Source organism: Brevundimonas sp. UBA7507, assembly GCF_002478355.1.
GTDB lineage: Bacteria > Pseudomonadota > Alphaproteobacteria > Caulobacterales > Caulobacteraceae > Brevundimonas > Brevundimonas diminuta_D.
Genome location: NZ_DLNP01000005.1, coordinates 22868 through 35279 on the forward strand (window position 1 = coordinate 22868; position 12412 = coordinate 35279).

At 67.2% G+C, this 12412-nt stretch carries 10 protein-coding genes; all 10 read right to left on the reverse strand.

The features are described from left to right. Positions 1-18: 18 nt before the first annotated feature. The 10 genes from B3D50_RS03275 to B3D50_RS03320 all read right to left on the reverse strand — a co-directional run bounded on the left by B3D50_RS03275 (position 19) and on the right by B3D50_RS03320 (position 12376). Positions 19-1554: a sensor histidine kinase gene (locus tag B3D50_RS03275; RefSeq protein ID WP_286949400.1), complete on the reverse strand. Its 1536-nt coding sequence runs from the start codon at positions 1552-1554 to the stop codon at positions 19-21. A 54-nt stretch (positions 1555-1608) separates the two neighbouring features. Next, positions 1609-3708, reverse strand: coding sequence for a flagellar biosynthesis protein FlhA (flhA, locus tag B3D50_RS03280; RefSeq protein ID WP_286949401.1), 2100 nt, complete (start codon positions 3706-3708; stop codon positions 1609-1611). A 47-nt stretch (positions 3709-3755) separates the two neighbouring features. Further along, positions 3756-4640 (reverse strand): class A beta-lactamase, encoded by an 885-nt coding sequence (gene bla / locus B3D50_RS03285; protein WP_286949402.1) that lies wholly within the window; start codon positions 4638-4640, stop codon positions 3756-3758. Positions 4641-4644: 4 nt separating this feature from the next. Further along, positions 4645-6057, reverse strand: a complete 1413-nt coding sequence (locus B3D50_RS03290) for a sigma-54 interaction domain-containing protein (protein WP_286949403.1) — start codon at positions 6055-6057, stop codon at positions 4645-4647. A 42-nt stretch (positions 6058-6099) separates the two neighbouring features. Further along, complete coding sequence (fliN, locus tag B3D50_RS03295; protein WP_003163531.1) at positions 6100-6432, reverse strand: flagellar motor switch protein FliN; 333 nt, start codon at positions 6430-6432, stop codon at positions 6100-6102. Next, the gene (locus B3D50_RS03300) at positions 6432-7106 is read right to left on the reverse strand and encodes a flagellar assembly protein FlbE (RefSeq protein ID WP_286949404.1); all 675 of its coding nucleotides are present in this window, start codon (positions 7104-7106) and stop codon (positions 6432-6434) included. The genes fliN and B3D50_RS03300 overlap by 1 nt, the downstream gene beginning before the upstream one ends. Before the next feature lies 1 nt (position 7107). Continuing rightward, the gene (gene fliG / locus B3D50_RS03305; RefSeq protein WP_269300128.1) at positions 7108-8145 is read right to left on the reverse strand and encodes a flagellar motor switch protein FliG; all 1038 of its coding nucleotides are present in this window, start codon (positions 8143-8145) and stop codon (positions 7108-7110) included. Further along, positions 8145-9782 (reverse strand): flagellar basal-body MS-ring/collar protein FliF, encoded by a 1638-nt coding sequence (fliF, locus tag B3D50_RS03310; protein WP_003163535.1) that lies wholly within the window; start codon positions 9780-9782, stop codon positions 8145-8147. Before fliF ends, fliG begins: the two co-directional genes overlap by 1 nt. Positions 9783-10019: 237 nt before the next feature. After that, positions 10020-11108, reverse strand: a complete 1089-nt coding sequence (locus B3D50_RS03315) for a Glu/Leu/Phe/Val family dehydrogenase (RefSeq protein WP_128719670.1) — start codon at positions 11106-11108, stop codon at positions 10020-10022. A 143-nt stretch (positions 11109-11251) separates the two neighbouring features. Next, entirely contained in the window at positions 11252-12376 is a 1125-nt protein-coding gene (locus B3D50_RS03320; RefSeq protein ID WP_286949405.1) for an acyltransferase family protein, read from the reverse strand. Between the last annotated feature and the right edge of the window lie 36 nt (positions 12377-12412).

A 12412-nucleotide genomic window follows, 5' to 3' on the forward strand; every position in this document is an offset into this window, starting at 1 on the left:
CGATCTTCACCGAGTGGCTCACAGGCGATCTCCTTGGTAGTCACCCAGCATAGTCAGACGTTTCGGAAATTTCAGATGAAATGTCGACCCCTGGCCGAGTTCTGATTCGACGTCGATGGAGCCCCCGAGACGCCGCACGATGTTGCGCACGAAAGCCAGGCCCAGGCCCTCGCCCGGCGTGTCCTGCTTGCCCGAACGACGGAACAGCTCGAAGATCCGCTCATGATCCTTGGGCGAGACGCCCCGGCCGTTGTCGCTGATGCGGTACTCGAGCCAGCCGCCGGATGTCTCCCGCCCCTGGATCTCGACCCGGATGGGGCGGTCGGGCTGCTGATACTTCACCGCATTGTCGATCAGATTGCCGAAGATCTGCTCCACCGCCAGACGGTCGCTCTCCAGCACCGGCAGACGGCCGACGACGATCTCGCCCCCCGTCTCCACGACCTGATGGTGAACCGTATCGGCGATGGTCTGGACCATGGCCGTCATGTCCAGTCGTTCGGGCGCCAGGGCGCGGCGACCTTCGCGCGACAGGCGCAGGATGGCGTTGATCAGACGATCCATCTTGGCCGTCGAAGTGCGGATGAAGCCGACCGCCTCGGGCGCATCCTCGCGCACGCCCCGCAGAACCTCCGGATCCACAGCGCCGGGGCGAGCCGCCTCGATCTGCGTCAGTTGCTCGTCCACCTGCTTGGCGACCTGCTCCAGTTCGGAGGTGTAGCCCATGACGTTGACCAGGGGCGCGCGCAGGTCGTGGCTGACGATATAGGCGAAACGCTGGATTTCTTCGTTGGCGCGGGTCAGCTCGGCGGTGCGGTCGCGGACCTCGTTCTCCAGACCGGCGTTGACCCGGTCCAGCTCGAAATGCGCGGCCTCGATCTCGGCCACATAGCGTCGCACCAGCCAGACGCTGATTCCCGCCAGCACCAGGATCAGCAGCCCGGCCAGAGCGTTGACCGCCACCGTGACGGCCTGAGCCCATTCCGACTGGCGGGTGCGTTCGGCCAGGCGTTTCGCTTCAATGGCGTCGATGGCGGCCAGCTCGACGCGCATGGCGTCCATCAGAGCCTTGCCCTGCCCCCCGCGAATGCGCGAAACGGCCTCGCCGATACGGCCCGTGCGGGTGAGGTTGACGGTTTCATCCATCAGGGCCAGCCGGTCCCGCGCCATCTGCTTGACCTTGACCACGCGCGCCGAGGATTCAGCGTCGCCCTCAACCAGGGCTTCCAGCCGAGCGATCACGGCCGGCAACTTGGCGACCGCATTGTCGTGCACGCCCAGATACTCGGTTCGCGCCGTCAACATGAAGCCGCGCTGCCCGGTCTCTGCGTCGGTCAGCAGCATCAGCGTGTCCTTGGCCGCCAGGCGCACCTGCTGGCTGTGGTCCACGGTGTCGTTGTAGTTGGAGGTTCGCTGGATCATCACCAGCGTCGCCGTATTGACGGCCAGCAGCAGCAGCAGCGCCAGGGCCAGAAGGGCGATGATCGAGCGACTGAGGGTCGGGGTGCGCAGGAAGATTCCGAAGGTGCGCAGGGCCGGCCGAATGCGTTTCATGCTCCGAACCTTATTCGCCGTCGAAGCCGTGTCCAGCCTTTACCACGCCGCGACCTAGACTGAGCCGACCGTCCTGAGCCGAGCCTTGGGATGAATCTCATTCTGGCTCATCACCACCGTCTGACCGCGGAAGCGTTCGATGATGGAGCGGACGTAGGGGCGCACCTGCGGCCCGGTCAGCAGGACCGGGTTCTCGCCCGTCATGGCGGCGCGTTCGAACACGTCGCGGACGGCGCGGATGAAGTCCTGAAGCTTGCTGGGCGCCATGGCCAGCTGCTTGTCCTCGCCGGGACCGATCAGGCTTTCGGCGAAGGCCTGCTCCCATTCCGGCGACAGGGTGACGATGGGCAGGGCGCCGTCGTCGGCCTTGTGCTGCCAGCACAGCTGGCGCGCCAGGCGACCGCGGACATGCTCGACCAGGGTGGCGACGCTGGTGGTGTGCGGCGCCGCCTCGGCCAGGCCTTCCAGGATGGCGGGCAGGTCGCGGATCGACACCTTCTCACGCAGCAAGGCCTGCAAGACGCGCTGCAGCGTGGTCACGGTGACGACCGAGGGAATCAGCTCCTCGACCAGCTTCTGCTCCTCGCCCTTCAGCTCCTTCAGCAGCTTCTGCACCTCGGCGTAGGAGAGCAGCTCGGCCATGTTCTCCTTGAGGATTTCAGTCAGGTGGGTGGTCAGCACCGTCGAGGGGTCGACGATGGTGTAGCCGCGGAAGGTCGCCTCTTCGCGCAGGGACTCGTCAATCCAGGTCGCGGGCAGGCCGAAGGCGGGCTCGCGCGTGTGCTCGCCGGGCAGTTCGACCTGACGCCCCGCCGGGTCCATCGCCATCAGCGAGCCGAGGCGCACCTCGCCCGAACCGGCGTCCATCTCCTTGATGCGGATGGCGTAGCCCTGATTGGACAGGCGCATGTTGTCGAGGATGCGCACGCTGGGCATGACGAAGCCGTACTCCTGGGCCAGCGAGCGGCGCAGGGCTCGGATCTGATCCGTCAGGCGACGGCCTTCCAGATCATTGATCAGGGCCAGCAGGGCGTAGCCCAGCTCGATCTTCACCTCGTCGATGGTCAGGGCGGTGGAGATCGGCTCCTCCACGTCTTCCTTCGGCTTCAGGTTCACCGGCTCGGCGGGCGGCGGCTTCAGCCGGTCGCGGCCCAGCTTCCACGCCATGAAGCCCGTCCCCAGCGCCAGCGCCGCGAAGGGCAGCAGCGGCATGCCCGGAATCAGGCCGATCAGGCCCGCCGTGCCCGACACCACGCCCAGCGACACCGGATTGCTGGCCAGCTGGGCGACGAAGGCCTTGTCGGCCGAACCCTCGACCCCGGCCTTGGTCACCAGGAAGCCCGCAGCCACCGACACGATGATGGCCGGGATCTGCGTCACCAGGCCGTCGCCGACGGTCAGCTGGACATAGGTGTTGGCCGCCTCCATGGCGGGCATGCCGTGCTGCACCACGCCGATCAGCAGGCCGCCGATGGCGTTGATGAAGGTGATGATCAGACCCGCCACCGCGTCGCCGCGCACGAATTTGGAGGCGCCGTCCATGGCCCCGAAGAAGGTCGATTCCTGCTCCAGTTCCTTGCGGCGCAGCTTGGCCTGATCCTCATTGATCAGCCCCGCCGACAGATCGGCGTCGATGGCCATCTGCTTGCCCGGCATGGAGTCCAGGGTGAAGCGGGCCGAGACCTCGGCGATGCGGGTCGCGCCCTTGGTGATGACCACGAAGTTCACCACCAGCAGGATGGCGAAGATGATCACCCCGATGATGAAGTTGCCCCCCATCATCAGTTCGCCGAAGGCCTGGATGATCTTGCCCGCGCTGTCGTGGCCTTCCTGACCGTTGCTGAGGATCAGCCGCGTCGAGGCCAGGTTCAGCCCCAGGCGGAACAGGGTCGAGACCAGCAGCACCGTGGGAAAGATGGCGAAGTCCAGCGGCCGCTTCATCATCACGGCCGTCATCAGGATCAGCACGCTGGACACCAGCGAGATCGCCAGCAGCAGATCCAGAAGCATCTTCGGGATCGGCAGGATCAGCAGCATGATGACGGCGATGACGCCGACCGCCATGCCGACCTCGCCGCGCATCAGCCAGCCGAGCGCGTCACGCCCCGTGGGGCGCGCCATGCCGTCCTTCATCAGGATGGGCGCGTCAGCCATGACGACGTGCGAAGGTCATGTCGCCTGATGACAGGATTCGGCGGCCCTCAGCCATGCCCCAGCGCCTTGAGCGCCTGCCGGGTCGCATCGGCGATCACCGCCTCGCGCTGGGCGTCGGTCGAATCCTTCGTGGCGTGGAAATAGACCGCGATGGCGATGGGCGCCGCATTCGGCGGCAGGATCAGGCCGATGTCGTTGACGGGGCCATAGCCGCCGGTGCCGGTCTTGTGCGCCACGGTCCAGCCTGCCGGGACGCCCGCCTTGATCCGCCCCTGCCCTGTCGGCGTATCAACCAGCCAGCGCATCAACAGAGCCTTGGACGCCGGGCTCAGCGGCGTATCGGCGGCGACCAGCAGGCGTTGGATGTTCCGCACCGACTGACCGGGCGTGATGGTGTCCTTGTCGCCGTCCTGGCGATTCATCTCAGGCTCGAGGCGATCGACGCGGGTGCTGTCGTCGCCGATGCCGCGATAGAAGGCGCGCAAGGCGTCCAGCCCGCCCATTTCACGGATCAGGATGTTGGCGGCGGGATTGTCGCTGACTTCGACCGTGCCCTTCATCAACTGCTTGACCGTCAGGGTCGAACCCACCGCCGGTTCCGTGACCGGGGCGTGGCTGATCATGTCGGCCTGCGTCACCGGGATCGCCCGGTCCAACCGCTCCTGCCCCGCCTGGACGCGCAGCAGGGTCGCCGCCGCCAGATACATCTTGAAGGTCGAGCAGTAGACGAAGCGTTCGTCGCCGCGCCAGGCCGCGCGCAGCCCCTCGGTCGCGACCGACACGCCCAGACGACCGCCGTGGCGCGCCTCCAGCGCCGACAGGTCGAGGCCGAGCACGGCCGGTTCAGCCGCCGCAGGCTCCGTCGCACGCGCGCAAGCCCCCAAGGCGAGGGCGCCCGCGCCGATCAGCAGGGTGCGGCGGTCGGCGCGCATCCGATCAGCCCGCCGCGCCGTAGGCGGCCGCGACGCCCGACTGAGGTGCCGGGATCGGCGTGCCTGCGTCGGCGTATTCGTTCAGCTTGTTGCGCAGGGTGCGGATGGAGATGCCCAGGATGGTCGCCGCGTGGGTGCGGTTGCCCAGGCAGTGGCTGAGCGTGTCCAGGATCAGGGTCTTCTCCATCTCGGCCACGGTCTGACCGACGAAGCTGCGGGTCACGGCGTCGGCGACCTGAGCCGCCTGACCAGCCACGCCGGCGTCATAGGCCGAGGCGGCGGGCGTCGAGGCCCCCTCCCCTCCGCCCAGCAGCGGGCGGCCGTCCGGCAGACGAATGGCGTCGACGTCGATCTCGGTCCCCGCCGCCAGCAGGACAGCGCGGTGCATGGCGTTTTCCAGCTCGCGCACGTTGCCGGGCCAGCGGTGGGCGACCAGGGCGCGCTTGGCTTCAGCCCCGATGGCGCGCGGCGGCACGCCGTTGGCGGCGGCGTATTTCTTGACGAAGTGATCGGCCAGCACCGCGATGTCGCCGGGACGTTCGCGCAGGGACGGCAGGCGCAGGTTCACCACGTTCAGCCGGTACAGCAGGTCTTCGCGGAACGTCCCCTCGGCCACGGCCTTGGCCAGGTCGCGGTTGGAGGTGGCGATGATGCGGATGTTCACCGGCACCGGCTTGGCGCCGCCGACGCGGTCGATCACCCGCTCCTGAATGGCGCGCAGCAGCTTGGCCTGGAGCCGGGCGTCCATCTCGCTGATCTCGTCCAGCAGCAGGGTGCCGCCGTCGGCCTCTTCGAACTTGCCGATGCGGCGCGCGACGGCGCCGGTGAAGGCGCCCTTCTCGTGGCCGAACAGTTCGGATTCCAGCAGGTTGTCGGGAATGGCGGCGCAGTTGACGCTGATGAAGGCCTTGTCCGCGCGGCGCGAGTGCGTGTGCAGATAGCGCGCCATCACCTCCTTACCCACGCCGCTTTCGCCGGTGATCAGGATGGAGGCTTCCGACCGCGCCACCTGATCGGCCAGTTGGATGACGTGCTTCATCGCCGGATCGGCCGAGATCATCGGCCTCTCGTCGTCGGCCACGGCCGACAGGACGGCGGCGATCAGATCCGCCTCGGGCGGCAGGGGGATGAACTCCTTGGCCCCGGCGCGGATGGCGTCGGCGGCTTCGCGGGCGTCAGCGTCGACGCCGCAGGCCACGACCGGCACATGAATGCGCTCGGCGTCGTTGGCGGCGATCAGGGCGGCGATGTCGATGCGATAGTCGACCATCAGCAGGTCCGCGCCCTGCCCCCGGCGCAGTTGCTCGGTCGCCTGATCGGCGCGCTCGACGTGCTGGACCTTGGCGCCGTGCGCCATGGCCATCTTCACCGCCGTCGCCAGCTGGCCGCTTAAACGACCCACCACCAGAAGACGCATCGCCCTACTCCTTCAAAATCCTGTCCGTGACGGGGCGGCCGATCAGGCGCCCTTGTCCTCGGTCTTGATGATTTCCGTCATGGTCACGCCCAGCCGGTCCTCGACGACGACGACCTCGCCGCGCGCCACCAGGCGGTTGTTGACAAAGATGTCGATCGCCTCGCCGACCTTGCGGTCCAGTTCCAGCACCGAGCCCTTGTTCAGCTTCAGCAGTTGGGCCACCGACATATTGGCCTTGCCCAGCACGGCCGAGATGTTGACCGGCACGTCGAAGACGGGCGCCAGGTCGACGGCGGACTTCTCGCCGCCCTCGTCGGCCAGGTTCAGAGCGGTGGACTCGCCGAACTCCTCAAGCGAAAGATCGTCGGTGGCCATCAGAAGCCCCTTCTGTCATGAGCGCCGCCTTCAAGTGGCGGCTCGGCGTGGCCGGCTTCGGCGGCCAGGGCGGCGTTAAGCGCGGCGGCCACGCGGGCCTCGGCTTCGGCCGGATCGAATTCAGCGCGGCCGTCAGCCCATTCCAGGGCGAAGGCGGCGGCGGGCAGGTGCGGCTCGTCGCGGAACACCACCAGTCCCGAGAAACCCGCCTGGGCGCACAGGGCCTCGATCTGGGCGCGGCCTTCGTCATCCAGCCCCGAGGCGCGGACCAGAAGGCGCGGCGTCGCGTCCATCTCCTGTCCCAGGGCCTCGATGGCGGCCTCGAGCGGGCGGCGCGGAAAACGATCGAAGGCGGCCGAACCGATGACCCGCGCGGCGGCCAGCGCCAGTTCGGCGGATTCGCGACGGTGCGACTCGGCCACGCCGCGCAACAGGGTCGCGGCCTGCGCCGTCGACTGGGCGACGATCGACAAGGCGTCGGCGCGCAGGGCCTCAACCTCGGACAAGGCCTGCTGACGGGCCTCCAGCCTCGCCTGGGCGACCAGGGCCTCGACCTCGGCGGGGGCGAAGGATCGTTTGGCCGGCTGCCAGGTCGAAGCGCGCAGCACGGCGCCGTCGGCCCCGAACTCGGTGTCGAAGGCGAAAGGCACGGCGTTGGCTGGTTGGGCGCTCATGTCAGTAGATCAACTCGTCGTCGCCGCCCTGGCCGGCCAGCATGATGTCGCCGCGCGCCGCCAGATCCTTGGCCACCTGGACCATGGCCATCTGGGCGTTGTCGACGTCCTTAAGGCGGACAGGCCCCATGGAATCCATGTCCTCGCGCATGATCTTCGAGGCGCGCTCGGACATGTTGGAGAAGAACATTTCGCGTAAGGAATCCGAAGCGCCCTTCAGCGCCAGCCCCAGTTGGTCCTTCTCGACCGCCCGCAGCAGGGTCTGCACCCCGCCCGGATCGAGGCGCGACAGATCCTCGAACACGAACATCAGGGCGCGGATACGCTCGGCCGCGTCGCGGTTGCGTTCCTCCAGCGCGCCGATGAAGCGGGCCTCGGTCTGGCGGTCGAAGCTGTTGAAGATGTCGGCCATCAGTTCATGGCTGTCGCGCTTGGAGGTGCGCGCCAGGTTGGACATGAACTCGCTGCGCAGGGTCTGCTCGATCTTGTCGAGGATGTCGCGCTGCACCGGCTCCATGCGCAGCATCCGCTGGACGCATTCCAGGGCGAAATCCTCGGGCAGGGCCGTCAGCACGCGCGAGGCGTGGTCCGGCTTGATCTTCGACAGGACGACAGCGACCGTCTGCGGATATTCGTTCTTCAGATAGTTGGCGAGCACGGCCTCGTTCACATTGCCGAGCTTGTCCCACATGGTGCGGCCGGCCGGACCGCGGATCTCCTCCATCAGGGCCTCGACCCGATCGCCGGGCATGAAGGAGGCCAGCAGGCGCTGCGTCTGCTCATAGGAGCCCATCAGCGAGCCGGACCCGCCGATGCCGGAGACGAACTCGACCAGAACCTCTTCGACCACGGCGGCGGTGACGGTGCCCAGCCCCGCCATGGCCTGAGAGACCTCCTTGATCTCTTCATCGTCGAGCTGCTGCCACAGGGCGGTGTGCTCTTCGCCCAGAGACAGCAGAACGACGGCCGCCTTTTCAGGCCCCGTCAGCTTCTTTGCGTCGTCAACCGCAGCACCCTTTGACACCAGCCGCGCCGCCATCAGCTTTCATGCATCCACGAGCGCAGGATCGCCGTGGATTCCTCTGGATGGCTGTCGACGAAATCGGCGACCTTCTTGATGGAGGAGGCCTTCACCTGCCCCTCGATGCGGGCGATGTCGATGCGCTGCTCCATGTCGCTGGGGCCCGCCAGCATGGGCGCGCCGCCCGGCAGGGTTCCGCCGACGATCTGGGTGTCCAGGGCGGTCACGGGAATGCCGCCGGCGCCGGCCAAGGCGGGTGCGCCGCCAGAACCCGTCGCCGCTTTCAGCAGCGGACGCAGGACGAAGAAGACCAGCACGAAGCCCGTGACGGCCAGGATCAGCAGCTCGACCCCGCGCATGATGTCGTTCTTGTCGAAGGCGAACATCGAGGAGCCTTCCTCGGCGCCTGGCGCGGCCGACGGCTCGCGACTGAAGCGGACGTTGACGACCTCCAGCTTGTCGCCGCGCGTCTCGTCGATGCCGACGGCGGCGGCGACCAAGGCCTTGATCTGTTGCACTTCCTCGGCCGTGCGGGCGGCGTAGGTCGGCTCGCCCTTGCCGTCGGCGGCGGGGGTGTATTTGCCGTCGACCGCGACCGAAACCGACAGCTTCTTGACCTCGCCCGGCTCCTTCACCGTCGTGGTGGTGGTGTTGGAGATTTCGTAGTTGGTCGTCTCGGTGTTTTCCGAGTTGGTCGAGCCGATAGGCGTGGTGTTCGGGGCCTGCCCGCCGGGAATGTTGTTGGTGGCGGTGACGCCGCCGTCCTGCTGACCGGTCGTGTCCTGCGACTGCGAGCCGTTGGTCGAGGTCGAGCGGACGACCTGGCCGTCCGGGTCGAACTTCTGCTCCTGCGTCGTCGAGCGGCTGTGGTCGATGTCGGCCGTGACCTGGACGCGGGCGGCGCCGGCGCCGACGACGCCCTCGACGATGTCCTTGATGCGAGCCTGCATCTGGGCCTCGGTCGAGGCCTTGGACGCCTCGGCGGTGGCCGAGGTGAAGCCGGTGTCCTCAGACCCCGCCGCCAGGGTGCGGTTGGCCTGGTCCGTCACCGTGACCTTGTCCGGCTTCAGGTTCGGCACGGACGAGGCGACGACGTTGCGGATGGCGCGGACCTGATCGGCCGACAGGTCGCGGCCCGACAGGCCCACGACCACGGCGGCGGTCGGGTCGATGGCGGCGGCCTGGAACATCTCGCGCCGGGGCATGGTGATGTGGACGCGGGCGGAAGAGATGCCGCGCATCGACATGATGGTGCGCGCCAGCTCGCCCTGCAGGGCGCGCTGTTCGTTCAGGTTCTGCTGGAACTCGGTCTGGCCCAGCACCGACTGGTTGTCGAAGATCTCGTAGCCGACGCTGCCCGAGGTCACGAGCCCCTTGCCCGCCAGCATCAGGCGCGCCGTCCCGACCTCGTCGCGGCTGACGAAGATGGTCGAACCGTCGCCCTTGGACGAATATTTGATGCCCGCCTGATCCAGGGCGGCGCTGATCTCGGAGGCTTCGCGCAGGTCGAGATTGGAATAGAGCAAGGCGTCCGGCGCCTGGCCCACGCGCAGCATGACGGCGACCAGCACGGCGGCCACGCCCGCAGCCACGCCCAGGATGGCGGCCAGGCGTCCGATGCCGAACCTTTTCAAAGCTTCCGTGAAGCCGCCCACGCGCCATCGCCCCTGCACACGCGGGACGAACCGAACCCGCTAGGCAGAAACTGCCGCCTGGATGGTAAATGCGGCGTTAAGAGGCGTTAAAGAGATGGGAGGCGGGGCCGCTGGCGCAGGCCCAAAATGATAAAGGGGCGCGGACTTATGGCCCGCACCCCTCAGGCGCCCCCCGGCGCCCGCCTGCCTCTCGAGAGAGGCAAGCTAGCTGGTCAAAGGTCGATCAGACCTTAAACTTTAGATCTTTAGGGCCGCGGCCTTCTTGTCGGCGGCGGCCTGGATGCGAGCCTCGGCGATGGCGTCGGCGATCAGGTGGGTCGGCTTGTTCTCGGAGACCGAACGCTCGAGGATTTCCTCGAAGGTCTCCATCAGGCGCGACAGCTTGCCTTCGACCCACGAGGCGTCATAGGCGCCGCCGGTCTGACGGGCGTTCATTTCCGAGGCGACGTTGATGATGCCGCCGCCGTTGATGACGTAGTCCGGCGCATACAGCACGCCGCGCTTGAACAGTTCGTCGCCGATGTCGGCCGTGGCCAGCTGGTTGTTGGCGGCGCCGCACACGGCCTTGACCTTCAGGCGATCCAGAGTCTGCGGGTTCAGCGTCGCCCCCAGGGCGCACGGGGCGTAGATGTCGGCGGCGACGTCATAGATGGCGTCCGGGGCGACAATCTCGGCGCCGGTCTTGGCGGCGACGGCTTCCAGATTGGCCTGGTTGACGTCGGTGATGATCAGCTTGGCGCCGGCCTTGTGCAGCTTCTCGGCCAGATAGGCGCCGACGTGGCCCACGCCCTGAATGGCGACGGTCAGGCCGGTCATGTCGTTCTGGTTGAACAGGCGACGCGCGACGACCAGGTTCGAGCGGAACACGCCCTCTGCGGTGACGGGGCTGGGATCGCCCGAGGCTTCCGGACCGTCCTTCAGGCCCAGAACGAATTCGGTCACCTTGCGCGCTTCGGCGATGTCCTCGACCGAGGTGCCGACGTCTTCAGCGGCGTAATAGTGGCCGCCCAGGCCGTTCAGATAGCGACCGAAGGCGTGGAACAGCTCCGGCGACTTCTGGGTGCGGCTGTCGCCGATGATGACCGACTTGCCGCCGCCCATCTCCAGATCCGCGACGGCGTTCTTGTAGCTCATGCCCTTGGACAGGCGCAGCACGTCTTCCAGCGCCTCGGCGGCGGTGGCGTAGTTCCACATGCGGGTGCCGCCGACGGCCGGACCGCGCGCGGTCGAGTGCACCGCAACAATCGCTTTCAGGCCGGTTTTCTCATCATAGAAGGCGTGGACGCCTTCATGGTTCGAGAAAGAAGGAGAATCAAACAGCGTCATGCCCATGACAGGCCTTTCCTGGGGTATTTTTTGTGCGGAAGGACATACGCGCAGCCTGACCAAACGGCAAGCATCACCATGCGGCCGCCCTCAGGTTCCGCGCCGCCTGCGGAATTCCCGCCTGATTTCCGTGATTTTTGCGATCAGCCTTCGGCCAAAGCGGGTCGTTTCGGACTCGCGAAACGCGCCATCACCCACCCCCGCGCCGGCGTCTCGAACACCTTCCAGCACAGCCAACTGACGGCCAGCACGCCGACCAGCCACGCCAAGCCGACCAGAGGGGACGGCGTCAGGAACGGGATACGCTTCACCACCACGCTGGTCGCCTCGAGCAGGGAGCCATGCAGCAGATAGATGGAGTAGGACGCGCCGCCCAACACCACGCCCGGCCCTCGGCTCAAGATCTGCGGAGCCGACACGGCTGTCAGCCAAACGACGGCCGGGAAGACCGCCGCGAGCAACAGGAGCTCAACCCCCAGGACGGTAAACTGCCGGTCCAGCGCCACATAGGCCCCCGCGACCGCGACCAGGGCCAGCGCCGCAAGAGCCAGCAAGGGCCGCGCCCTCGCCGGCGAACCTTCGACACGGCGCGCGAGAAAGCCTCGCGCCACCATCATACCCAGGCAGAAGCCGGTCAGCGCGCGCAAGCCGCCGACATGGAAGTTGGCCAACTGCCATCCGCCGTCCACCGATCCCATCGACCAGGTCGCCGCCCCCAGCGCCAGGAAGGCGAAAGCACCGACCACGGGCAGGAACCGCAACCCCGACTTCGCCCAGAAGACGAAGACCACGGACATGACGATTTCCCAGAAAATCGACCAGCCCAGGTCGACATAGGGAAATAACACCTGGGCGTCATGCAGCCCAGAGGTGTCGAGAACAGCCGGGATCATCAGCAGCCCGCTGATCAGGGCATAAGCCGACGCCCCCATCTCCGCGCCCAGATTGCCGTTCGCCGCCAGCCACAGGGTCGTCAAAGCGAACCCCATCAGCGTCGCCAGCACATAGAGGGGATAGAGCCGAGCGATTCGCCGCAGCATGAAGGCTCCTGCGCCCATCGATCGCCCAGCGCCAGGCAGCAGCACATGGGCGTAGCGGTAGTAGAGAACGAAGCCGCTCAGCACGAAGAAGAAGTCCACCGCCACATAGGCGTGGGGCGCCAAGGCGCTGAGCCCAAACAGCGGCGTCGCGTGCATCAGGCAAACGGCCAGGGCGGCCAGTCCGCGCAGGCTGTCTAGGGCGGGCAGATGGGGACGAGAAACGGTCATCCCGCTCGGTTACGACGACCGCGGTTATCATATGCT